General features: G+C 71.8%; 24 protein-coding genes and 1 pseudogene. 13 read left to right on the top strand and 12 right to left on the bottom strand.

Going from position 1 to position 23119, the window contains the following annotated elements:
• Nucleotides 1–363 precede the first annotated feature (363 nt).
• Nucleotides 364–957, top strand: coding sequence for a histidine phosphatase family protein (locus ACZ7P3_RS32850; protein WP_472087202.1), 594 nt, complete (start codon nt 364–366; stop codon nt 955–957).
• On the opposite strand, the gene ACZ7P3_RS32845 is transcribed toward ACZ7P3_RS32850, so the two are convergent.
• The 3 genes from ACZ7P3_RS32845 to ACZ7P3_RS32835 form a co-directional block, all read right to left on the bottom strand.
• A complete protein-coding gene (locus tag ACZ7P3_RS32845; RefSeq protein ID WP_472087201.1) occupies nt 939–1382 on the bottom strand; it encodes a DUF6314 family protein in 444 nt (147 codons plus the stop codon). The two genes, ACZ7P3_RS32850 and ACZ7P3_RS32845, sit on opposite strands and share 19 nt — an antisense overlap.
• A gap of 193 nt (nt 1383–1575) precedes the next feature.
• Nucleotides 1576–2019: a carboxymuconolactone decarboxylase family protein gene (locus ACZ7P3_RS32840; protein ID WP_472087199.1), complete on the bottom strand. Its 444-nt coding sequence runs from the start codon at nt 2017–2019 to the stop codon at nt 1576–1578.
• Nucleotides 2016–2441 (bottom strand): MerR family transcriptional regulator, encoded by a 426-nt coding sequence (locus ACZ7P3_RS32835; RefSeq protein WP_472087197.1) that lies wholly within the window; start codon nt 2439–2441, stop codon nt 2016–2018. The genes ACZ7P3_RS32840 and ACZ7P3_RS32835 overlap by 4 nt, the downstream gene beginning before the upstream one ends.
• A 360-nt stretch (nt 2442–2801) precedes the next feature.
• Here ACZ7P3_RS32835 and ACZ7P3_RS32830 point away from each other — a divergent pair, with 360 nt between their 5' ends.
• The 10 genes from ACZ7P3_RS32830 (at nt 2802) to ACZ7P3_RS32785 (ending at nt 13228) form a co-directional block, all read left to right on the top strand.
• Complete coding sequence (locus ACZ7P3_RS32830; protein ID WP_472087231.1) at nt 2802–5396, top strand: YfhO family protein; 2595 nt, start codon at nt 2802–2804, stop codon at nt 5394–5396.
• Between the two features lie 22 nt (nt 5397–5418).
• Nucleotides 5419–6369 (top strand): glycosyltransferase family 2 protein, encoded by a 951-nt coding sequence (locus ACZ7P3_RS32825; protein WP_472087195.1) that lies wholly within the window; start codon nt 5419–5421, stop codon nt 6367–6369.
• A complete protein-coding gene (locus tag ACZ7P3_RS32820; protein ID WP_472087193.1) occupies nt 6369–6764 on the top strand; it encodes a GtrA family protein in 396 nt (131 codons plus the stop codon). Before ACZ7P3_RS32825 ends, ACZ7P3_RS32820 begins: the two co-directional genes overlap by 1 nt.
• A 167-nt stretch (nt 6765–6931) precedes the next feature.
• The gene (gene argC, locus ACZ7P3_RS32815; RefSeq protein ID WP_472087191.1) at nt 6932–7960 is read left to right on the top strand and encodes an N-acetyl-gamma-glutamyl-phosphate reductase; all 1029 of its coding nucleotides are present in this window, start codon (nt 6932–6934) and stop codon (nt 7958–7960) included.
• Nucleotides 7957–9108 (top strand): bifunctional glutamate N-acetyltransferase/amino-acid acetyltransferase ArgJ, encoded by a 1152-nt coding sequence (argJ, locus tag ACZ7P3_RS32810; RefSeq protein WP_472087189.1) that lies wholly within the window; start codon nt 7957–7959, stop codon nt 9106–9108. Before argC ends, argJ begins: the two co-directional genes overlap by 4 nt.
• A complete protein-coding gene (argB, locus tag ACZ7P3_RS32805) occupies nt 9105–10019 on the top strand; it encodes an acetylglutamate kinase (RefSeq protein ID WP_472087187.1) in 915 nt (304 codons plus the stop codon). Before argJ ends, argB begins: the two co-directional genes overlap by 4 nt.
• A complete protein-coding gene (locus tag ACZ7P3_RS32800) occupies nt 10016–11233 on the top strand; it encodes an acetylornithine transaminase (RefSeq protein WP_472087185.1) in 1218 nt (405 codons plus the stop codon). Before argB ends, ACZ7P3_RS32800 begins: the two co-directional genes overlap by 4 nt.
• Nucleotides 11234–11240: 7 nt before the next feature.
• Nucleotides 11241–11786 (top strand): arginine repressor, encoded by a 546-nt coding sequence (locus ACZ7P3_RS32795; RefSeq protein WP_093479117.1) that lies wholly within the window; start codon nt 11241–11243, stop codon nt 11784–11786.
• Nucleotides 11787–11883: 97 nt separating this feature from the next.
• Nucleotides 11884–12471: an RNA polymerase sigma factor gene (locus ACZ7P3_RS32790; RefSeq protein WP_472087183.1), complete on the top strand. Its 588-nt coding sequence runs from the start codon at nt 11884–11886 to the stop codon at nt 12469–12471.
• On the top strand, nt 12461–13228 hold the full coding sequence (locus ACZ7P3_RS32785; RefSeq protein WP_472087181.1) for a hypothetical protein: 768 nt from the start codon (nt 12461–12463) through the stop codon (nt 13226–13228). The genes ACZ7P3_RS32790 and ACZ7P3_RS32785 overlap by 11 nt, the downstream gene beginning before the upstream one ends.
• A 19-nt stretch (nt 13229–13247) precedes the next feature.
• Here ACZ7P3_RS32785 and ACZ7P3_RS32780 read toward each other — a convergent pair whose 3' ends face one another.
• From ACZ7P3_RS32780 to ACZ7P3_RS32740, 9 genes and pseudogenes are all read right to left on the bottom strand, one after another.
• The gene (locus ACZ7P3_RS32780; RefSeq protein WP_472087179.1) at nt 13248–13580 is read right to left on the bottom strand and encodes a hypothetical protein; all 333 of its coding nucleotides are present in this window, start codon (nt 13578–13580) and stop codon (nt 13248–13250) included.
• Entirely contained in the window at nt 13577–15445 is a 1869-nt protein-coding gene (locus tag ACZ7P3_RS32775) for an ABC transporter ATP-binding protein (RefSeq protein WP_472087177.1), read from the bottom strand. The genes ACZ7P3_RS32780 and ACZ7P3_RS32775 overlap by 4 nt, the downstream gene beginning before the upstream one ends.
• 74 nt (nt 15446–15519) lie before the next feature.
• Nucleotides 15520–15726, bottom strand: coding sequence for a hypothetical protein (locus ACZ7P3_RS32770; RefSeq protein WP_472087175.1), 207 nt, complete (start codon nt 15724–15726; stop codon nt 15520–15522).
• 90 nt (nt 15727–15816) lie between these two features.
• On the bottom strand, nt 15817–16620 hold the full coding sequence (locus ACZ7P3_RS32765) for an FAD:protein FMN transferase (protein ID WP_472087173.1): 804 nt from the start codon (nt 16618–16620) through the stop codon (nt 15817–15819).
• The gene (locus tag ACZ7P3_RS32760; protein WP_472087171.1) at nt 16613–17455 is read right to left on the bottom strand and encodes an FMN-binding protein; all 843 of its coding nucleotides are present in this window, start codon (nt 17453–17455) and stop codon (nt 16613–16615) included. Before ACZ7P3_RS32760 ends, ACZ7P3_RS32765 begins: the two co-directional genes overlap by 8 nt.
• Before the next feature lie 17 nt (nt 17456–17472).
• Entirely contained in the window at nt 17473–18855 is a 1383-nt protein-coding gene (locus ACZ7P3_RS32755) for a ferredoxin reductase family protein (RefSeq protein ID WP_472087169.1), read from the bottom strand.
• A gap of 59 nt (nt 18856–18914) precedes the next feature.
• Nucleotides 18915–19235 (bottom strand): FMN-binding protein, encoded by a 321-nt coding sequence (locus ACZ7P3_RS32750; protein ID WP_472087229.1) that lies wholly within the window; start codon nt 19233–19235, stop codon nt 18915–18917.
• Complete coding sequence (locus ACZ7P3_RS32745; RefSeq protein ID WP_472087167.1) at nt 19168–19869, bottom strand: L,D-transpeptidase family protein; 702 nt, start codon at nt 19867–19869, stop codon at nt 19168–19170. The genes ACZ7P3_RS32750 and ACZ7P3_RS32745 overlap by 68 nt, the downstream gene beginning before the upstream one ends.
• Before the next feature lie 3 nt (nt 19870–19872).
• A pseudogene (locus ACZ7P3_RS32740) lies at nt 19873–20070 on the bottom strand (pyridoxamine 5'-phosphate oxidase family protein); the annotation flags it as partial.
• 279 nt (nt 20071–20349) lie between these two features.
• On the opposite strand from ACZ7P3_RS32740, the gene ACZ7P3_RS32735 reads away from it, so the two are divergent.
• Together ACZ7P3_RS32735 and argH are read left to right on the top strand one after the other, a co-directional pair.
• The gene (locus tag ACZ7P3_RS32735) at nt 20350–21543 is read left to right on the top strand and encodes an argininosuccinate synthase (RefSeq protein WP_472087166.1); all 1194 of its coding nucleotides are present in this window, start codon (nt 20350–20352) and stop codon (nt 21541–21543) included.
• A gap of 130 nt (nt 21544–21673) precedes the next feature.
• The gene (argH, locus tag ACZ7P3_RS32730) at nt 21674–23107 is read left to right on the top strand and encodes an argininosuccinate lyase (RefSeq protein WP_472087164.1); all 1434 of its coding nucleotides are present in this window, start codon (nt 21674–21676) and stop codon (nt 23105–23107) included.
• The last annotated feature ends 12 nt before the right edge of the window (nt 23108–23119 follow it).

The raw sequence follows: 23119 nt of genomic DNA, 5'->3' as shown, positions 1-23119 counted from the left end.
CGACCGGCCCAGGCCCCTCGAACGACTCCGACCGGCCTCCCGGGCGGGCCGTGGCGTGACGGCGGCCTGCAAGGCGGCGGGCTGTGGCGTGACGTCGGTCTCCCGGGCGGGCCATGACATGACGGTGGTCTCCCGGGCGGGCCATGACATGGCGGTGGCCTCCCGGGCGGGCTGTGGCACGACGGCGGCCGAAGGGAACCCGTACCCGTCCGCACCACGGCCTGCTGGATCACCCGCCGGCCGGGCCCCGGGCCGACCCGGTCCGTCATCCGTCGAGGGGCAGGCCGTGAGCGCTCGCGCACCCCGGGTGACTCACAGGTGGCAGCCCTTGACCTGCGGACACCCGAGGCCCACCATCACCGCATGCCACTAAGGGTGACGTTCGTCGCCGCCGCACGCAGTTCCCCGCTGCTCGCGGAGCGCTTCGAGGACGACCGGCCGCTGGACCAGGCCGGCTGGGACGAGGTGCAGCGCCTCGCCGGGGACCTGCTGCCGCTGGCGGCGGCCGAACTGCGCTACTGCTCCCCGACCCCGCGCAGCCGTGCCACCGGTGACGCTCTCGGGTACGCCCCGCTGGTCCAGCTCGCCCTGCGCGACTGCGACATGGGCCGGTGGCGCGGACTGACGCTTGGCGAGGCGATGGCCCGCGAACCGGACGCCGTGGACGCCTGGCTCGCCGATCCGCGCTCCACCCCGCACGGCGGCGAATCGCTGCTGGCCTTCATATCCCGGGTCGGCGGCTGGCTGGACACCCGCCCGGTGGACGACGGCGGCCGGATCGTCGCCGTCGCCGAGCCCTCCGTGATCCGCGCCGCCCTGGTGTACGCCCTCAAGGCTCCGCCCGCGACCTACTGGAACATCGACGTCCGTCCGCTGTCGACGACCACCGTGACGGGTCGGGCGGGCCGCTGGAACCTCCGCTTCGACGCCGCGTCCCCTCAGCGCACGCGCGCGTAGCCGGTGGTGAGCAGCAGGTCCTTGGCCGGTCCGCCCACCCGCCACACGGTGCGCCAGTGGTCGGTGTCCGTGACGGTGAACTCGCCCCGGTAGAGATCGGCCGAGCAGGGGTGATCGGCGACGTACCGCCCCGTGCTCAGGTCCAGGCCGTGGAAGGGCCGGCCGTCCGCGAACCGTACGTCCGCCGTGCCCGGCGCACTCCCCGGCAGGAACCGCAGGGTCCGTGCCGCGGCCCTCTGCACCCCCTGCCAGGTGAACGTTCCCGACTCCTCGTGCAGCAGCCCGCCGCCGTCGAGCGGGCCGAAGACGGTGACCCCCTCGAAGCGCCCTTCGGCCCCGCTCGCCAGATCCCGCACGGTCCGCTCCACCCGCCAGCGTCCGGCCAGGTGGGCCAGGACATCGGCCACGGGCCAGAACTCGCCCATCGTCACCCCTGTCTGTCCGCCCCGTCGGCGTGCCCGTACCTCCCCTCCATTTTGCCGTTCGAGGTACTGATTGGTGTCCGGCATCTCGAACCATTGGCATGTCGGACATGACAGTCGCGGAGCAACCAGGTGCGCGGCCGGCCGGGCTGGCTGCGCCAGGTCGTCATCCCGGACGCCGGGACGGGCCCGAGGGTCAGGCGGAGGCGGGCGTCGCGTCCTCCGGTGCGGGCTGCCGGCCGAGCGGCAGCAGTCCGCGCTCGGCGAAGACCTTCTTCGCGGCGAAGGTGGCGTTGAGCGCCTTCGGCATGCCGCAGTAGACGGCGGAGTGCAGCAGCGCCTCCGTGATCTGTTCCGGCGTGAGGCCCACGTTGAGGGCCGCGTTGACGTGCACGTCCAGCTGGGCCTCGCAGCCGCCGAGCGCGGTGAGCATGCCCAGGGTGACCAGCTGGCGGTCGCGCGGGGCCAGTTGGGGCCGGTCGTAGATCTCCCCGAACGCCCAGGCGACGACCTGGTGCCCCAGCTCGGGGCTGATGTCGGCGAGCGAGTCGACGACGCGCTGACCGGCCTCGCCGTCGACCCTCTTCAGAACCTCCAGGCCGTGGGTGAAGCGCTCGTCACGGGTGGTGCTCTCGCTCATGTCGGCTCGTCCGTTCCCGGCTGCGGCTCGTGCAGCAGCCGTTCGTAGTGATCGATCTTGTCGTCCAGCGCGGCCGCGTTGCGCCGGAGCGCCCGGATGCGGTCCGCCAGTTCGGCGCGGTGCTCGCGGAGCATCGCCAGCCGTCCGGCGACCGTCGCGTCCCCCTCGGACCGCAGCCGTGCGAAGTGCTCCATGTCGGCGATCGACATGCCCGTCTCGCGCAGCCGCAGCAGGAACTCCAGCCAGGCCAGGTCGGCCGTCTGGTAGCGCCGCTGGTTGCCGGTGGTCCGGCCGACCCGCTCGATCAGGCCCGCCTTCTCGTAGTAGCGCAGGGTGTCGTGCGTCAGGCCGGTGCGCTCGGCCACCTGGGCGATGGTCAAAGACGGCTCCCGGTCCTGCGGGAGGGGCTGTCCGCTGGTCATGACAAGAACGGTAGAACCTGGAGTGCGCTCCAGGTCAAGCCCGGTTCCGCGATCACCGCGACTGCGGCCGGGGAAGGCCGATTCATCTTGAGAACACCTGCCGGAAAGCCGCTGTTTTCCCGGTCGTCATGAAATTCACACGGTGTTTCCCGTATTCGGAAGAAGCCGCATCACTTTTCGGTGCGCACACAACCAACCGGAAACGTGCCCCGTCTAAGACGGCGAATCGATCAGGCGCGCATTCCATGGGGGACCGTCAGAAATGCATCACCCGACTTCGCCCGGTAAAAGTGGCGCTGCTCACAGCAACGCGCGACGACTCCCGGACAGGAACTGGGTGTGAAAGCAATAACCCGACCGATGCGGGCCGCGGCGCTGCTCGCGGCGGCCCTCACGATCACGGCGTTCTGCGCCGCCGACATGCTCGCCCGCAGCTACCCCTTCGGCCCCCGCACCCGCAGCGTCAACGACCTGGGCAACCAGTTCGTGCCCTTCCACGCCCATCTGTGGGACCTGCTGCACGGCAGGGCCCACGGCGGTCTCCTCGTCAACTGGCAGTCCGGCTACGGCTCCAGCTTCCTGCCCGACCTCGGCACCTACCTCGGCAGCCCGTTCGCGCTGCTCGTGGCCCTCTTCCCGCGGGACGAGATCGACCTGGCGGTGTACGCCGTCACCGTCCTGAAGACCGCCTCGGCCGCGGCTGCCATGGCCTGCCTGCTGCTCACCCTGCGCCCCGGCCGCTGGTGGGCGGCCGCCCTGCTCGGCACCTCCTACGGGCTGTGCGGGTGGAGCGTCGCCGACGCCTCCTACAACCCGATGTGGCTGGACGGCCTCATCGCGCTGCCCCTGTTCTGCCTGGTCGGCGAATGGGCGCTGGCCGGACGACGCCGCTTCCTCGGCGTCCTCGTCGTGACCCTCGCCTGGACCGCCAACTTCTACACCGCCTACATGGCCACCCTCGGCGCCGGCCTGGTCCTGCTGCTCCGTCTGGTGCTGGCGGACCTGCCCCGCCGCCGGGCGCTCGCGGCGGCCGGCCGGGCCATCCTCACCGTCGTGCTCGGCATCGGCCTCGCGGCGCCGCTGGTGACGGTCGTCTACTTCGGCACCGAGCACGCCTACCCGGGCCGCGTCCACGAGTTCGCCCCGGTGGCGGGCGAGGACCTGCTGGCCCGGCTGCTGCCGGCGACGTACGGCTTCGCCTCTCCGGCCGTCTACGTGGGCATCACGGCCCTGCTGCTCGCCCTCGCCCTGCCCTTCCACCGTGCGGTCCCGGTCCGGGTGCGCACGGGCTGGACGGTCCTGGTGCTCGCGGTGGCCCTGTCCCTGCAGTGGGGGCCGACCCACCTGGTCTGGCACGCCTTCGCCACCCCGCAGGGCAGCCCCTACCGGCAGGCGTTCGTGCTCTGCGGGCTGCTGGTGATCGCCGCCTGGCAGGCGCTGTCGTACGGCCTGCCCGACCGGCGCGCCCTCGCGGCGGCGGCCGGGCTCCTCGCCCTGATCGCCCTCGTCGCCGGCCGCAGCGCACTGGTACGCACCTTCGCCTGGCCGGTGCTGCTGCTCGCCACCGCCGGCGCGCTCGGCGGACTGGTCCTGCTGGCCCGCGCCGACGCGGGCCGGCACACCCGGCTGGCCGGCCTGGCGGTCGTTCTCCTCCTCGGCGCGCAGCTCGGCGAGACGGCCGCCACCTCCGCCGTGGCCACCCGGATGCGCCTCGCGCACATGGACGACTACGCGCCCTGGGGACAGCGCCAGCAGCGGCAGTCGGCTGCGGTCTCGGAGGCCGACGGCTGGCCGCGGTACCGCACCGACCCCGGACGCGAGCAGACCGTCGGCAACGACCCGATGCTGGTCGGCGGCGAGGGCGCCCAGTACTACAGCAGCCTGACCTCCGACGTCCTCAGCCGTGTGCTCACCGCGCTCGGCGACGGCTGGACCTCGCGCGGCCGCAACCTCCAGAGCCTCGACAACGCCGTCACCGACGCGATCTTCTCGGTGGGCGCGCGGGTGCACTCCCCGCCGGACCCGCACCAGAACTGGTTCCCGCAGGACGGCAGCGGGGTGACCGTCTCCCGCCAGGACGTCCCGCCCCTGGTGACGGTCCGTCCGGCCGGTGCCGCCGCGCACGCCGGTCTCTCCGCGTTCGGTCCGTCGCCCTACCGCAACCAGGAGCTGCTGCTGGGCGCCCGCGTCTACACCGTGCCCCGCCTCACCGTGCGCACCAGCGTCGGCCGGGTGCCGAGCCGCAGCGACGACGACCGGGCCGGCCTGCGGATCGGCGCGCTGCCTGCCGCGACCGCCGTGCACAAGCCGACGGTCACGGCCCGCTGCCCGGCCGGCAGCGAGGTGTACCTCTGGGCCCCGCATCTCTCGGGCACCGCGCGGCTCGCCGGTGCCGCGGCGCAGGACCCGACCGGACGGTTCCGGTCCGACCACCCCGTCACCAAGATCGCGCCCATGCAGCGGCTCGGCACGGTTCCGGCCTCCGGCCGGCTGCGCATCGAACTGTCGCCGGACAGGAACAGCGTCGTCCCGGACGGCGCGGTCGGCTGTCTGGACACCGCCCGGCTGCACACCGCGGTCGAACGGCTCAAGGCCACCGGCGCCACCCGGGTGACCGTCTCCGACGGCACGGTCCGGGCCGAGCTCCCGCCCGGCAGCCGGGGAACGGCCGTCGTCGCGGCCCCCCGTATCGCCGGCTGGCGCTGTGCCGCGGGCGACGGAGCCCAGCGGCCGGCGGGGGAGTTCCACGGCCTGATCGCCGTCCCACTCGACGGCACCTCGACCTCGCTGACCTGCACCTTCCATCCACCCGGCCTACGACTGGGCACGGCCGTCGGGGGCGCCTCGCTCCTGGTGCTCGCCCTGCTCGGCACCCTCACCGCCGTCCGCCGCCGACGTGCCCCGGCACCGTCCACGACCACACCACCGCGCGAGCGCGTGGCCACCGCACTCTGACCCGCGCCCCTGGGGGACCGTCATGCTGATATCCGTCGTCGCGCCCTGCTACAACGAGGAAGACGTCCTCGAACGCTTCCACAAGGAGGTCCAGAAGATCGCGGACGAACTGCTGCCGCTCGGCCACGACATGGAGTTCGTGTACGTCGACGACGGCAGCCGCGACCGCACGCTCGCCGTCCTCAGGCACCTCGCCGCCTGCGACTCCCGGGTGCGGTACGTCTCCTTCAGCCGCAACTTCGGCAAGGAGGCGGCCCTGCTCGCCGGCCTCCGGCACGCCTCGGGCGACTCGGTCGTCGTCATGGACGCCGACCTCCAGCACCCGCCGGAGCTGATCAAGCGGATGGTCGAGCTGCGCGGCCAGGGCTACGACCAGGTCATCGCCAAGCGCACCCGCACCGGCGACCGCTTCGCCCGCACCCTCACCGCCCGCCTCTACTACCGGCTCATCAACCGTATGGTCGACGTCGAACTCGTCGACGGCGTGGGCGACTTCCGGATGCTGTCGCGCCGTGTGGCGGACGCGATCCTGGATCTCACCGAGTACAACCGCTTCTCCAAGGGCCTGTTCGCCTGGGTCGGCTTCCCGAGCACCACCTTCGAGTACGAGAACGCGACACGCGAGGCCGGCAGCAGCTCCTGGTCCTTCCGCGGCCTGCTCAACTACGGCCTGGACGGCCTGCTGTCCTTCAACAACCGTCCGCTGCGCGCCGCCCTCTGGCTCGGCATGGGCCTGCTGCTGTGCGCGGGCCTGTACACCGCGTGGATCGTGGGCGCCGCGCTCGCCAACGGAGTGCAGACGCCCGGCTATGTGACCATCATCACCGCCGTCACCGCCCTGGCCGGCGTCCAGATGGTCATGCTGGGAGTCATCGGGGAGTACACCGGCCGCATCTACTACGAGGTGAAGGGGCGTCCGCACTTCCTGGTGAAGGCGACCAATGTGGAACGGACGAAAGATCTCATCCCCTGATGTCGAGGCAGATCCTCACCTTCGCGGTGGTCGGAGTCGTGAATACGGCCACCTACTACTGTCTTTACCTGTTGTTTCTCAACTGGCTTCCCTATCTTGTCGCGCACATCCTGGCATTCCTGATCAGCATGATCGGATCCTTTTTCCTGAACGCGCGCTTCACCTACCGGACGAGGCCCACCTGGCGGAAATTCCTGCTGTTCCCGCTGACCAACGTCACCAATTTCCTGATCACGACCGCCGGGGTGTACGTGATCGTCGACGTGCTGCACGCCGGCAGCCGCTTCGCCCCGCTGCTCGCCTCGGCTGCGGCGATCCCGGTCACCTTCGTCGTGTCCCGCTGGGTCATGGCGCCCAAGGCGGAGGCCGTCCCCGAGGCCGCGCTGCACCGCTGAACCTCGCGCCGCGCGAGGCCGAGGCCGGGCCGGCCGCGGGCGCCGCCCTGCTGCCCGCCGGAACGGCCGGCGGCCGGCCCGCGGCGGGCGCACCCCGCATCCTGATGCATTGCATTGCATAAAAGTGCAGCGATACGTATAGTCATGCCATCCAGAGGAGGATGGACATGGCGGTACGTGCGGCGGTGGCCGGAGCGAGCGGATACGCGGGCGGAGAGGTCCTGCGCCTGCTCCTCGCGCACCCCGAGATCGAGATCGGTGCCCTGACCGGCAATTCCAACGCCGGCCAGCGGCTCGGCGCGCTCCAGCCGCATCTGCTGCCGCTGGCCGACCAGGTGCTGGCCGAGACCACGGCCGAGGCGCTCGCCGGGCACGACGTCGTCTTCCTGGCGCTGCCGCACGGGCAGTCCGCCGCCGTCGCCGAGCAGCTCGGCCCGGACGTCCTCGTGGTCGACATGGGCGCCGACTTCCGGCTGCGGGACCCGGCCGACTGGGAGAGGTTCTACGGTTCCCCGCACGCCGGCACCTGGCCCTACGGCCTCCCCGAACTTCCGGGCGCCCGCACCGCGCTGGAGGGGGCCAAGCGCATCGCGGTCCCCGGCTGCTACCCGACCGCCGTCTCCCTCGCCCTGTACCCCGCCTACGCCGCCCGCCTCGCCGAGCCCGAGGCGGTGATCGTCGCCGCCTCCGGCACCTCCGGCGCGGGCAAGGCGCCCAAGCCGCACCTGCTCGGCAGCGAGGTCATGGGCTCGATGACGCCGTACGGCGTCGGCGGCGGCCACCGGCACACCCCCGAGATGATCCAGAACCTCAGCGGCGTGGCCGAGGAGCGGATCTCGGTCTCCTTCACCCCCACCCTGGCGCCCATGCCCCGCGGGATCCTCGCCACCTGCAGCGCCTCCGCCCGGGAAGGCGTCACCGGCGAGTCGCTGCGCGCCGCCTACGCGAAGGCCTACGCCGACGAACCCTTCGTCCGTCTGCTCCCCGAGGGGCAGTGGCCCGCCACCGCGTCCGTCTACGGTTCCAACGCCGTTCAGGTGCAGGTCGCGTACGACGCAGAGGTGGGCCGCATCATCGCGATCAGCGCCATCGACAACCTGACCAAGGGCACCGCGGGCGGTGCCGTCCAGAGCATGAACATCGCCCTGGGACTCGACGAGACCACCGGGCTTTCCACGATCGGAGTCGCACCGTGAGCGTCACGGCAGCAAAGGGATTCACGGCGGCCGGAATCGCCGCCGGGATCAAGGAGAACGGCAATCCGGACCTGGCCCTCGTGGTCAACAACGGGCCGCGCCGTGCCGCCGCGGGCGTCTTCACCTCCAACCGCGTGAAGGCCGCTCCGGTGCTGTGGTCCGAGCAGGTCCTCAAGAGCGGCCAGGTGTCGGCGGTCGTCCTCAACTCCGGCGGCGCCAACGCCTGCACCGGCCCCAAGGGCTTCCAGGACACCCACGCCACCGCGGAGAAGGCGGCCGAGGTGCTCGGCCGGGGCGCCATCGAGGTCGCCGTCTGCTCCACCGGCCTCATCGGTGTCCTGCTGCCCATGGACAAGCTGCTCCCGGGCGTCGCGACGGCCGCCGCCCAGCTCTCCGAGCACGGCGGCGAGAAGGCCGCCATCGCCATCAAGACCACCGACACCGTGCACAAGACGGCCGTGGTGACCCAGGACGGCTGGACCGTCGGCGGCATGGCCAAGGGCGCGGGCATGCTCGCCCCGGGCCTCGCCACCATGCTGGTCGTGCTCACCACCGACGCGGAGCTGGAGAGCGACGCACTGGACCGGGCGCTGAGGGCCGCCACGCGCACGACCTTCGACCGCGTCGACTCCGACGGCTGCATGTCCACCAACGACACGGTGCTGCTGCTCGCCTCCGGCTCCTCCGGCATCACCCCCGGCCAGGACGAGTTCGCCGAGGCCGTGCGGCAGGTCTGCGACGACCTCGGACAGCAGCTGATCCGCGACGCCGAGGGCGCGAGCAAGGACATCAAGGTCGAGGTGATCAACGCCGCGAGCGAGGACGACGCCGTCGAGGTGGGGCGCTCCATCGCCCGCAACAACCTCCTCAAGTGCGCGATCCACGGCGAGGACCCCAACTGGGGCCGCGTCCTGTCCGCCATCGGCACCACCCGGGCCGCCTTCGAGCCCGACCAGCTCAACGTCGCCATCAACGGCGTCTGGGTCTGCAAGAACGGCGGCGTCGGCGAGGACCGCGAGCTGGTCGACATGCGCTACCGCGAGGTGCACATCGTCGCCGACCTCGCGGCCGGCGGCGAGACCGCCACCATCTGGACCAACGACCTCACCGCCGACTACGTCCACGAGAACAGCGCCTACTCGTCATGAGCACCGGACCCACGCGCAAGCACACCGCCCTGCCCAAGGCCCAGATCCTCATCGAGGCGCTGCCCTGGCTGACCCGGCACCACGGCAGGACCGTCGTCATCAAGTTCGGCGGCAACGCCATGGTGAACGAGGAGCTGAAGGCCGCCTTCGCGCAGGACGTCGTCTTCCTGCGGCACGCCGGCCTCAAGCCGGTCGTGGTGCACGGCGGCGGCCCGCAGATCAGCGCCGCCCTCGACCGGCACGGCATCGTCAGCGAGTTCAAGGCGGGCCTCAGGGTCACCACCGAGGACGCCATGGACGTCGTACGGATGGTGCTCGCCGGGCAGGTGCAGCGCGAGCTGGTCGGCCTGCTCAACCAGCACGGACCGCTCGCCGTCGGCCTCACCGGCGAGGACGCGCACACCATCACCGCCACCAGGCACCGGCCCGAGATCGACGGCGAGCCGGTCGACATCGGACGGGTCGGCGAGATCACCGCGATCGACACGGGCGCGATCGAGGCCCTGCTCGCCGACGGCCGTATCCCGGTCGTCTCCTCCATCGCCCGCAGTCAGGACGACGGACATGTCTACAACGTCAATGCTGATACGGCGGCTGCGGCACTCGCTGCGGCTCTGGGCGCCGAAACCCTCATGGTCCTCACGGACGTCGAGGGCCTCTACGAGGACTGGCCCCACTCCGACGAGGTGATCAGCCGCCTCACCGCGGCCCAGCTGGAGAAGCTGCTGCCGGAGCTGTCCGCCGGCATGGTGCCGAAGATGGAGGGCTGTCTGCACGCCGTGCGCAACGGCGTGCGGACCGCGCGGGTCATCGACGGCCGGGTCCAGCACTCGATCCTGCTGGAGATCTTCACCGACGAGGGCATCGGCACCATGGTCGTGCCCGACGAGACCGAGGGGGAGCAGCCATGACGGGCACCGCGACCAACGCAGAGCTGACCGGGCGCTGGCAGGGCGCGCTCATGGACAACTACGGCACTCCGCGGCTGCCCCTCGTGCGCGGTGCCGGCGCCCGGCTGTGGGACGCCGACGGCACGGAGTACCTCGACTTCGTCGGCGGAATCGCGGTCAACGCCCTCGGCCACGCCCACCCGGCCGTCGTCGAGGCCGTCAGCCGGCAGATCGCGTCCCTCGGCCATGTCTCCAACCTGTTCATCGCCGAGCCGCCCGTCGCCCTCGCCGAACGGCTGCTCCAGCTCTTCGGCCGCGACGGCAGGGTCTACTTCTGCAACTCCGGCGCCGAGGCCAACGAAGGCGCGTTCAAGATCGGCCGGCTGACCGGCCGCACCCACATGGTGGCCACCGAGGGCGGCTTCCACGGCCGGACCATGGGCGCCCTCGCCCTCACCGGCCAGCCCGGCAAGCAGGAGCCCTTCCTGCCGCTGCCCGGCGACGTCACGCATGTCCCGTACGGCGACGCGCAGGCGCTGGCCGCGGCGGTGACCGAGGAGACCGCCCTCGTCGTCATCGAGCCGGTCCAGGGCGAGAACGGGGTCGTGGTCCCCCCGGCCGGCTACCTCAAGGCGGCCCGGGCGATCACCGCCGCCACGGGCGCCCTGCTGGTGCTGGACGAGGTGCAGACCGGAGTGGGCCGCACCGGGAACTGGTTCGAGTACCAGGCCCACGAGGGCGTCCTGCCCGATGTCGTCACGCTCGCCAAGGGACTCGGCGGCGGGCTGCCGCTCGGCGCCACCGTGGCCTTCGGGCGCGCCGCCGAACTGCTCCGGCCCGGCCAGCACGGCACGACCTTCGGCGGCAACCCGGTCGCCTGCGCGGCCGGACTCGCCGTTCTCGACACGATCGCGGACGAGCAGCTGCTGGAGAACGTCAAGCGGCAGAGCGAGCGGCTGCGGGACGGAATCGAGGCGCTGGACCACCCGTTGATCGACCATGTCCGGGGCGCGGGCCTGCTGCTGGGTATCGTGCTCACCGGGCCGCTCGCAGCACAGGTGCAGCAGGCGGCCCAGGAAGCCGGCTTCCTGGTGAACGCGCCCGCTCCCGACGTCGTACGGCTCATGCCGCCGCTCAACCTCCGCGACGACGAGACGGACGCCTTCCTCCAGGCGCTGCCCGGCATCCTGGAGGCAGCGGACCCAGTGGATGGGGACGGACGATCCGGAGAATGAGACGACGATGAGCCAGGCGCAGGACCATGAGCAGGCGGCGGGCGCCGGGCCCGCCGTGCCGCAGACCCGCACCGCACGGCACCGCCGGATCGTGGACATCCTCAACCGGCAGCCGGTGCGGTCGCAGAGCCAGCTGGCGAAGCTGCTCGCCGACGACGGGCTGAGCGTCACCCAGGCGACGCTGTCCCGGGACCTCGACGAGCTGAACGCCGTGAAGATCCGCAACAACGACGGCGACCTGATCTACGCGGTGCCGAGCGAGGGCGGTTTCCGCACGCCCCGCGCGCCGCTCGGCGAGTCGGCGAAGGAGGAGCGGATGCGGCGCCTGTCCCAGGAGCTGCTGATCTCCGCCGAGGCCTCCGCCAACCTCGTGGTCCTGCGCACCCCGCCGGGTGCCGCGCAGTTCCTCGCCTCGGCCATCGACCAGGCCGAGCTGCACGACATCCTGGGGACCATCGCCGGTGACGACACCCTGCTGCTGATCAGCCGGGAGCCGACCGGAGGGCAGGCGCTGGCGGACCACCTGCTGCGACTGGCGCAGAACGGGCACTGACCCGCGTGCAGGGCCTGGTCCCGCGGCGCAGAATAGGAATGTGATCTTCCGCTTCGGGCGGGCAATCTCCTGGCGGCGGCCGACCGTATACAGAGGTGTGTCGGGTTTCCGGTCTCCTGAGGGCCGCCTCCCGGACGAAGCACTGCTGTCCGGGCTGGCTACAGGCGATCCGGAACTCGCCGTCACCTTCGTACGGAGGTTCCAGCACCGGGTGTTCGGAGTCGCCATGGCAGTCACCGGGGATCCACAGCTCGCCGAGGACGTCGCCCAGCAGACGTTCGAGCGGGCGTGGCGTCATGCGCAGATGTACGACTCGCGCCGCGGCTCCGTCACGACCTGGCTCACGACGATCGCGCACAACCTCGCCATCGACGCCGTCCGGGCCCGGCGGACGGAGCCGGTGGCACCCGAGGACCTCGACGGCCTGCTCGGCGTCGTCACCGAGACCCCCGAGCAGTGGGCGCTGGCCGACGAGGCATCGTCCCAGCTCCGGGCCGCCCTGGCCCGGCTGCCGCGGGAACAGGCCCGCGCCCTGGTGATGGCCGGCATCTACGGCATGACGGCCCAGCAGATCGCCGATTCGGAGCACATCCCGCTGGGTACCGCGAAGACGCGGATCAGGACGGCGATGGCGAAACTGCGCACCACGCTCGTGTCTCCGAACCGAGGCGACCATGTCCCCTGACATGAGCTGCGAGAAGCTGCGCGAGATCGGCGCCGAGCTCGCGCTGGGCGTACTGCCCGGCCGGGAGCGGGCCGCGGCGATCGCGCATCTGGACCGGTGTGCCGAGTGCCGGGAGCACATCGGGCAGCTGACCCTCGTCGGCGACCGGCTGATCGGTCTGCTGCCGGAAGGGGAGCCGCCGCCGGGGTTCGACACCCGGGTGGCCCGCAAGCTGGCCCAGCAGGCGGCGCACGACACCCGTTCGCACGCCCGCGCGTCCGGTCTCGCACGCCAGGGCGTACGCGGCCGCGCTCGCCGGGCCCGGCTGCAGGTCGCGGCGGTCGCCTCCGCGCTCGCCGTCGCCATCGGGTTCGCCGGCTGGGGCGTCGGCACCGCGGTCCAGGAGGTCACGGCCTCGCCCCCGGCCGCCGTCGAGAGCGAACCCATGCTGGTCGGGGACATGATCCCGGCCGGCGGCGGAGAGCCCGTCGGCGAGGTCTACGCCCATCCCGGGACCCACGGCTGGATCTTCATGTCCGTCGCCCTCACCGGCCCGGGCACCCCGTACAGCGGCAGGGTCACCTGCCTGCTCGAACGCTCCGACGGCACGACGGCCCGGGTCGGCGACTTCGAGTTGCGCGACGGACGCGGCTCGTGGGGCGCGTCGACCGCCATCGACCCCGCGGCGCTGTCCGGCACCCGCATCGTGACCCAGGACGGCACCGTCCTCGCCACGGCCCGCCTGGCGACGGGCCACGTCGTGGAACCGGAGCAGTGACCCGGGCGTTCGCCGGGCCTCAGGTGCGGACAGCGGGACGCGGCGGGCCGGGCAGCGTCGCCTCCAGGGCGGCGGAGAGTCCGTCGACCGTGGGCCGTGACGACGCGTCGGCCCGCAGACAGCCGTCGACGACAGCGGCGAGAGCACGCGGCAGCCGTTCGCGCAGCCGCCGCTCGCCCCGGCGGTCGGTTCGCACCGCCTTGAGCACGCAGCGGCAGGCCCGCTCCTCGCTCCAGGCGTCGTGGAGGTCGAGCCGGCCGGTGCGCGTCGGGTGCGCCGGCACCCGGTAGCCCAGGACCGGACCGGTGCCCGGGGCCAGGGGCGGGGCCGCCCGGGTCCCGCCGGCGTTCACGACGGCACCCGTCCCGGGGCCGGGGACGCGGACAGGCCGTGCAGCCGGTGGAGCCGGGCGTAGGTTCCGTCGCGGTCGAGCAGTTCGTCGTGGGTGCCCTGCTCGACGATCCGGCCGTGATCGAGCACCACGATCCGGGTGGCGTCACGGACGGTCAGCAGGTTGTGGGAGATGACGACGGTCGTGCGCCCGGACATGAGCCGGCGCAGCGGGTCCATGATCCGCCGCCCCGACCGGACGTCGAGCCCGGTGGTCGGCTCGTCGAGGAGCAGCACGGGCGCGTCCCTGATCATCGCGCGGGCGATCGCCAGGCGCTGGCACTGCCCGCCGGACAGCGTCCGGCCGCGCTGGCCCACGAGCGTGTCGTAGCCGTCCGGGAGCGAGGCGATGAACTCGTGCGCGTCGGCCGCGCGTGCCGCCGCGACGATGTCCGCCTCGGTCGCGTCCGGCCGGCCGTAGGCGATGTTCTCCCGCACGGTGCCGTGGAAGACGAGCGTCTCCTGCAGCACCACCGCCACGTTCTCCCGGACGTCCGGCAGACGCAGCGTCCGCAGGTCGCTCCCGTCGAGGCGGACCGCACCCCGGTCCGGGTCGTAGAAGCGCAACTGCAGTTTGGCGACGGTCGACTTGCCGGCCCCGCTGGCCCCGACCAGCGCCAGTGTCTCGCCGGGTGCCACGTGGAAGGACACGTCCGACAGCGCCCAGGACGGGTCCTGCGCGCTCGGCCTCGCGCGCGCCGGGATCCCGTCGGGATAGCGGAACCAGACGCCGTCGAACTCCACGTCACCCCGCGTCCGGCCGATCCGCCGTGCGCCCGGGGCCTCGGCCACCTGCGGCCGCTGGTCCAGCAGCTCGATGATCCGCTCGGCCGAGGCCGACGCCGTGTAGAAGGTGGTGCCGAGCCCGGACAGGCCGCGGACCGGGCCGTAGAGCTTGCCGATCAGCGCGAGGAAGACCAGCAGCCCGCCCAGGGTGAGTTGGCCCTGGGTCAGCTTCCAGGTGCCCAGGCCCATGACCGCGAGTCCGCCGGCCACCTCGATGATCTCGACGACGGGGCCGTAGACGGCATGGATCCGCGCCGAGGCCATCGCCGCCCGGAACCGTCCGGCGCTCTCCCGCTCGAACCGGCGCTCCTCCCACCCCTGCCGGTTGTACGCCTGGACGAGCGCGACATTGCCCAGCGACTCCTCGGCAATGGCGCTGATCGAGCCGCTGAGCCGTCTGCGCTCCCGCGACGCCTCCTTGATCAGTCGCGAGAAGTGCCGGCCGGCGCCCCAGAAGAGCGGCACGATGGCAAGGGCGAGCAGGGTCAGGTCCCACCGCAGGTAGACCAGCAGGCCGAGGAAGACCCCGAGCCTGATCACGTAGTACAGGGCGTCCGCCACTCCGGAGAGCAGGAACGTCTCGACCGCGTCGACATCACCCGTGACCCGCGAGAGCACGTCCCCGAGCCGCCGCCGCTCGAAGAAGCCGAGCGAGAGCCCCTGGACGTGCCGGAACACATCGGCGCGCAAGGAGAGCAGGAAGCGTTCGCTGACCCAGGTGGACGTCACGTCATCGGTGAACGCCAGCACGCCGGAGCACAGGACGAGCCCCAGGTAGGCCGGTGCGATCCACAGGAACGGCCGCAGATCCCGGGGGACGAGCACATCGTCCACGACGATCTTGAAGAGCCAGATCTCGGCGGCGTCGACGGCGGGGCCGATCAGGCTGAAGGCGACGACGGGCACGAGCCAGCGCCGGGCACCACGGGTGTAGGGCCAGAACCGCCGGAACACCGCGCTCGGGGGCACCGGGGGAGCGGGCGCGACCAAGGCGTCGGAGGCCTCGCCCACCGACAGCAGACGCCGCAGGACATGCGCCATGGCATGCGTTCCTCGGGGATCGGCGAAGCGGACCGGGTCCTCCCGCCTCCGGTCCGCTCAGCCCTCGGGTGTGATCAGTAGCCGTGGTTGCCGTGGCCGTTGCCGTGGCCGTGGCCGTTGCCGTGGCCGTGGTCGTGACCGTGGTTGTGGCCGTGACCGTGGTCGTGGCCATGGTCGTGGTCGTGGTCGTGGCGGTGACCGTGCCGTGAACCGTCATGGTCCGACGTACAGTCGTCATGGTCCCAGCCGTTCGCCGGCAGGAGACTGCTGAAGATGGCCATGTCGTTCCTCCCGAAACTTGCTTCACAGGGGATACGGGCCAGGCCGGAACTCGGATGGCGTTTCCGGGTAAAAGCGAAGAAAAGGCATTTTCAGCCCAGGCGTGCCGCCAGGCCCCCGGTGCACCGCACCTCGTCCCCCGCGGTGATCAGCAGCCCCTCGACGTCCGGCAGCGATTCCAGCCACGCCAGCCCCGCCCGCGATCCCATCGCGAACGCCGCCGTGGCCCAGCAGTCGATCCAGGTCAGCCGCGGCCCGACCACCGTCACCGCCACCAGGTCCGTCACCGCCGGCCGGCCCGTACGCGGATCCACGATGTGCGCCCCGCGTTCGGCCGTACCGGAGGTGGCCACCGACAGTTCGTCCACCCCGGCCGCCGAGATCACCGCCGCCAGCCCGCCCGGGCGCAGGGGATCGGCCACCCCCACCCGCCACGGCCGCTGGGGCTCCGGGACGCCCAGCATCTGGACGTCACCGCCCCCGTTCACACTGACCCCGCGCACCCCGTCCACCGCCGCCAGGAGCCGCGCCGCCCGCTCGGCGGACCAGCCCTTCACGATCCCGGTCGGGTCCGGCGAGCCGCGGTACCGCGTGCTGAACCACCCCTCGCTCAGCCGCTCCGCCTCGGCCGCCAGCTCCAGCACCTCGGCCACCTCGGGAGCGCACCGGGCCACGGTCAGCTCGCCGCGGGCCAGCCGCGACACCTCGCTGTCCTCGCGGTAGGTGGAGAAGAGCGCGTCGGCCCGGTGCAGGCCCGCGACCGCCGATTCCAGGGCCTGCCGCACCGCGCGGGGTTCCCCGCCGCGGACGTCGAAGGAGAAGACGGTCCCCATGACCTCCTCCGCATGACGCACCGCGGCGGGAGCCTCGGCCGGCCCGGCCACCGTGTCAGTCACCGGCCTGGTCCAGCGCCGACTGGAGCGACTGCTTGTATCCGGTGCTGGTGTAGGTGGCCCCGGAGACCGCGTCGATGGCAGCGGTACCGGCCGCCACCGCCTCCTGGTTGAGCTTGGGCACGGCGAGGGCGGTCTTCTGGTCGCTGAGGCCGCCCTTGGGCGCCTGCACCGCGTCCGCCTCGGTGATCTTCCCGCTGCTGACCGTGATCCGGACCTGGACCGTGCCGTACTGGGTCTGGACGGCCTTGCCGGTGACGGTACGGGCCCGGGCCGAGCTGGACGACGAACCGGAGCCGGAGGACGAACCGGAGCCGGAGGAGGCGCCGGAGCCGGAGGACGCACCGGCGGCCGGGCCCGACGACGACGCCTTCATCTTGTCCAGCGCCGACTGCAACGACTTCTTGTACCCCGTGCTCGTGTACGTCGCCCCGGAGACCGCGTCGATCTGCGCGCTCTGCGTCGCCACCGCCTCCTGGTTGAGCTTGGGCACGGCGAGGGCGGTCTTCTGGTCGCTGAGGCCGCCCTTGGGCGCCTGCACCGCGTCCGCCTCGGTGATCTTGCCGTTCGCGACGGTCAGCCGTACCTGTACGGTCCCGTACTGGGTCTGGGTCGCGTCGCCGGTCACCGTCCCGGACGCCCCGCCGGAGGACTGCGCACCGCCCTGCTGACCGCCCTGCGGCGATTCCTGTCCCGCCGCGGTCTGCTGCGGGGCCGCGCCCGCCGCCGACGCCGCGGCCGGATCCGACGCGGGCTTCAGCGACAGCAGCAGCACGACACCGGACACGGTGGCGGCGGTGGCCAGCACGACGCGCCGAATGGGGTGGCTCTTCCTCATCGCTTTGCAGCTCCCGCTCACATCTCGAACGACTCGTGGTGGATACGGCGCGCGGGGACCCCCGCACCGCGCAGTGCCTCGAACACCGACTGCGCGAACCCGGGCGGGCCGCACATGAAGACATCGTGGTGATCGATGTCGGGGATCTTCCGCTGGAGGTTCTCCGCGGAGATGTCCGGCCGCTCGCCCTCGGGGCTGTTGACCGCGTACATCAGGCGGGCGCCCCGCTCCTTGGCGATCGCCGCCAGCTCGTCCCACAGCGCCAGGTCCTGGGTGGTGTTGGCCCGGTACAGCAGGGTGATGTCACCGGCCGCGCCGGGCAGCGTCTCGAACAGCGCCCGCATCGGAGTGATGCCGACCCCGCCCGCGACCAGCAGCACCTTGCCCTTGCTGCGCCGCTGGGCGGTGAGCGCTCCGTACGGGCCCTCCGCCCACACCCGGGTACCGGGCGTCAGCTCGCGCAGCCGGGTGCTGTGGTCGCCGATCGCCTTCACCGTGATCCGCAGCATGTCGGGGCGGGGCGCCGCCGACAGCGAGTACGGGTGCGAGCTGAACCGCATCCCGGGGGCGAGGAACCGCCAGCGGAAGAACTGGCCCGCCTCCGCGCCCATCCGGTGCAGCTTGCGCCCGCCGATCAGCACCGACACGATGCCCGGCGTCTCCTCGATCACCGCCTCCACCCGCATGCGGTGACGGAGGTTCAGCCGGACCGGGGCGAGGATCCGGTACCAGAACACCAGCGCGGTGACCGAGCCGTACAGCACGTACCAGAAGGTCTTGGCGGCCGGCTCGACCGCGAAGTCGTTGCCGGTGGTGATCTGGTGCCAGAACGTCAGGTACACCGCCGCGTAGGTGAGCAGGTGGACGTGGTACCAGGTGTCGTACGGCAGCCGGCGGCGGATCCCGCCGACGGAGGTCAGCCCGATGAGCACGAACAGACCCATGCCGATGGCGGCCTTGCCCATGTCCGGCAGCTGGTCGACGGAGTCGATGGTCTGCTGGACGATGTCGCCGAGCGACTTGCCGGCCTGGAGCGCGTACCCCCACATGGTGAGGAAGACGTGCGCGACGATCAGACAGAGCGTGTAGCGCCCGCTCATCGCGTGCCAGCGGGCCACCCGGTCGGAGCCGACGCGCCGTTCCAGCGCCGGTACGCGCGCCATCTGCAGAACGACCAGCGCCATCAGGTAGCCGGCCAGCAGGCCGGTGATCCGGCCCGCGTTCAGGATCTTGCCGTTGTCGTCGGCGATGGACGGGGTGTTGTGCCACCAGAGCCACAGCACGGCCACCGCGCCCGCCCAGACCGCGAGCAGCAGCGGTACGGCCGGGGAGCGGCGCGGGCGGATGCGGCGCATCGTCTGGCGGCGGGCGGCACGTCCGCCTGCGAGCGTCGTGGTCACGGTTCCTCCGGGGGGACTTGACCCTTGGCCCACAGGTACGTGCCGCGCCCGCCGAGTGTTCAGAGGCCCGACGAGTCGAGGGCGGACCGGAGCGACCGGCGGTCGCCGTCGCTGGTGTACGTGGCTCCCGGGACGGCGTCGATCAGCGCGCTCCGGGCCTGAAGCGCCGCACGCAGCAGCCGGGGCAGGGCGTAGCCGTTGATCTCCTGGTCGCGCGGGTCGTCCTGCGGATGGTCGAGCGCCGTGACGTCGTCGAGCCGGCCGCTCTTGACCGTGACCCGCACCCGGACCGGGCCCCAGCGGGTCGGGACGTCAGTAGTTCGTGATCGCCGTGACCCCGTCGGCGGTCCCGATGGCCATGTGCGGCTTCTTCGCGGGATCCGCCCACTGCAGGATCCGCTGCATCGCGTCCTCGGGGACGGACACGCAACCGGCCGTCGCCCCTGTCCCGTTGACGTGCAGGAAGATCCCGGCCCCCCGTCCCCGCACGGGCTTGTCGTAGTTGAACCCGATGACGAGCCCGTACCCGTACTGGGTGTCGTAGGAGATCATCTTCTCGGACTCCGAGGCACGGCAGTCGGCCGGCAGCGGGTCCACCCAGCGGTTGTACGAGGCGGAGTCGTTGTCCTCGCACCAATAGGAACTGTCCGTCACCGCCCGGTAGCCGACGCGCGTGCCGGCGGGCGCCGCCTTGATCCCGAACCCGAACGGAAAGTCGTACAACCCGGTCGGCGTCGTACTCGTCCCCTGCTTCCGCGCGCCCCCCTCCACCAGTCCCTTCGACCCGAACCGGGCCGGTGCGGACCCGGCCTGCACCCACTGGCCGTCCCGCAGGTCCCACCAGGTGAGCGTGCCGGACGTCGCGTCGGTGCCCGGTGCCTGGGCCGTGACGAGCTGGGTGCCGCCGCCGGTGTCCGCCATCTGTGCGGGCAACGGGACCGGCGGAGGGTCGGAGACGAAGGCGAGGCCGCAGACGGACGCGGACACGAGAGCGAGGGCGACAACGGGGCGCATGGCTCAGAAGCTAGAGGGCGGAAGCGGCAACGGCAGCCCGGGTGGTCCATCCAGGCTCGCCGCGATGTGCTCCTTCTTCTCGAAACACGCGCCCAGCGATGCGTCGTCCTCGCGCGCGAAGCGCTTGCCGTGCAGGTCACGGTCCTGCTCGTACGCCATGTGGGGGACGGTGTGGCCGCAGCCGTCGCGGACCGGTTCGGCGTGGGTCGAAGGGCCCCGGGCGTGCGCGGGCCTCGCTCGATTCAGGAGTGGGTTGAATCGGATGGATCGGGTTGAATCGTGCTTACCGGTTGAATTGATGTCTGATCGGAGCGGTCGGAACTGTCCGATCGGAGCGGTCGGGACCGTCCGATCGGCTCGGCCGGGCCGCCTGGTCGACCCGGTCGGGTCTGCCCGGGTGGGCCAGGAGAGGCGATTGACGAATCATGCAGAGTTCTGCATACTCATGCATGTCAGTGATTGCAGTGTGAGGAGAAACCCGTGACCGAGCGCGTCGTACTCGCCTACTCGGGCGGTCTGGACACCTCCGTCGCCATCGGCTGGATCGCCGAGGAGACGGGCGCCGAGGTCATCGCCGTCGCGGTGGACGTCGGCCAGGGCGGAGAGGACCTGGACGTCATCCGCAAGCGCGCCCTCGCCTGCGGTGCCGTCGAGGCCGAGGTCGCCGACGCGAGGGACGAGTTCGCCGACGAGTACTGCCTCCCGGCGATCAAGGCCAACGCCCTCTACATGGACCGCTACCCGCTCGTCTCCGCCCTCTCCCGGCCGACGATCGTCAAGCATCTGGTGGCCGCGGCCCAGAAGCACGGCGCCACCACGGTCGCCCACGGCTGCACCGGCAAGGGCAACGACCAGGTCCGCTTCGAGGCCGGCATCGTCGCCCTCGCCCCCGACCTGAAGTGCATCGCCCCGGTCCGCGACTACGCGATGACCCGGGACAAGGCGATCGCCTTCTGCGAGGAGAAGCGGCTCCCGATCGCCACCACCAAGAAGTCCCCCTACTCCATCGACCAGAACGTCTTCGGGCGCGCGGTCGAGACGGGCTTCCTGGAGGACATCTGGAACGCCCCGATCGAGGACATCTACGAGTACACCTCCAACCCGGCCGTCCCGCGCGAGGCCGACGAGGTGATCGTCACCTTCAAGGAGGGCGTCCCGGTCGCCGTCGACGGCAGGCCCGTCACCGTCCTGCAGGCCATCCAGCAGCTCAACGAGCGCGCCGGTGCCCAGGGCATCGGCCGGATCGACATGGTCGAGGACCGGCTGGTCGGCATCAAGTCCCGCGAGGTGTACGAGGCCCCGGGCGCGATCGCGCTGATCACCGCCCACCAGGAGCTGGAGAACGTCACCGTCGAGCGCGAGCTGGCCCGCTACAAGCGGCAGGTCGAGCAGCGCTGGGGCGAGCTGGTCTACGACGGCCAGTGGTTCTCCCCGCTCAAGCGGGCCCTGGAGGGCTTCATCAACGAGGCCAACCAGCATGTCTCCGGCGATGTCCGGATGACCCTGCACGGCGGCCGCGCGGTCGTCACCGGGCGGCGCTCCGAGTCGTCCCTGTACGACTTCAACCTCGCCACCTACGACACGGGCGACACCTTCGACCAGGCGGCGGCCAAGGGCTTCATCGACATCTACAGCCTGTCGTCGAAGATCGCCGCCAAGCGGGACCTGGCCTGACCCCGTAAGCAAGCGGGACCTGGCCTGACCCCGTAAGGGTGCACCTCACCCGTATCAGCCCGACGGCCGCCTCCTCCCCTGTAAGGGTGGGAGGCGGCCGCACACAGCCATCTTCCGAGGAGCAACTCAAGTGAGCAGCAACAGCGGTGACGTACGGCTCTGGGGCGGCCGTTTCGCGGACGGTCCTGCCGAGGCCCTGGCGAAGCTGTCCGCGTCCGTCCACTTCGACTGGCGGCTCGCGCCCTACGACATCGCCGGTTCCCGCGCCCACGCACGCGTGCTGCACAAGGCGGGGCTGCTCACCGAGGACGAGCTGACCCGCATGACCGCCGGGCTCGACCGGCTGGAAGCGGACGTGGCGGACGGCTCGTTCGTCGGCACGATCGCCGACGAGGACGTCCACACCGCCCTGGAGCGCGGCCTGCTGGAGCGCCTCGGTCCGGACCTGGGCGGCAAGCTCCGCGCCGGCCGGTCGCGCAACGACCAGGTGGCGACCCTCTTCCGGATGTACCTGCGGGACCACGCCCGGATCATCGGCGGCCTGATCGCCGACCTGCAGGACGCGCTGACCGGCCTCGCCGAGGCCCACCCGGACGTGGCGATGCCCGGCCGTACCCACCTCCAGCACGCCCAGCCGGTGCTCTTCGCCCATCACGTCCTGGCCCATGTGCAGTCCCTGTCCCGGGACGCCGAGCGGCTGCGCCAGTGGGACGAGCGCACGGCGGTGTCGCCGTACGGCTCGGGCGCGCTCGCGGGCTCCTCGCTCGGCCTGGACCCGGAAGCGGTCGCCGCGGACCTCGGCTTCGAGCGCGGCAGTGCCGGCAACTCCATCGACGGCACGGCCTCCCGCGACTTCGTGGCCGAGTTCGCCTTCATCACCGCGATGATCGGGGTCAACCTCTCCCGGATCGCCGAGGAGATCATCATCTGGAACACGAAGGAGTTCTCCTTCGTGACCCTGCACGACGCGTTCTCCACGGGCTCGTCGATCATGCCGCAGAAGAAGAACCCGGACATCGCCGAGCTGGCGCGCGGCAAGTCCGGCCGTCTGATCGGCAACCTCACCGGGCTCCTGGCCACGCTCAAGGCCCTGCCCCTCGCCTACAACCGTGACCTCCAGGAGGACAAGGAGCCGGTCTTCGACTCCTGCGACCAGCTGGAGGTACTGCTCCCCGCCTTCACGGGCATGATCGCGACCCTCACGGTCCACCGCGAGCGCATGGAGGAACTGGCCCCGGCCGGCTTCTCGCTCGCCACCGACATCGCCGAGTGGCTCGTGAAGCAGGGCGTGCCGTTCCGCGTGGCGCACGAGGTCGCGGGGGAGTGCGTGAAGGTCGCCGAGGCCGAGGGCAAGGAGCTGGACGAGCTCACGGACGAGCAGTTCGCGAAGATCTCCGCCCACCTCACCCCCGAGGTCCGCTCCGTCCTCAACGTCCCGGGCGCCCTCGCCTCCCGGAACGGACGCGGCGGCACGGCCCCCGGCGCGGTCGCCGTCCAGCTCGCCGAGCTCAAGGCGGACGTGGCGGCACAGCACGCCTGGGCGGACGCCAAGAAGCAGAGCTGATCCGGCGTCCCC

This window comes from Streptomyces sp. NPDC107581 (assembly GCF_055657175.1).
This window is presented reverse-complemented; position numbering and strand designations above follow the sequence as displayed.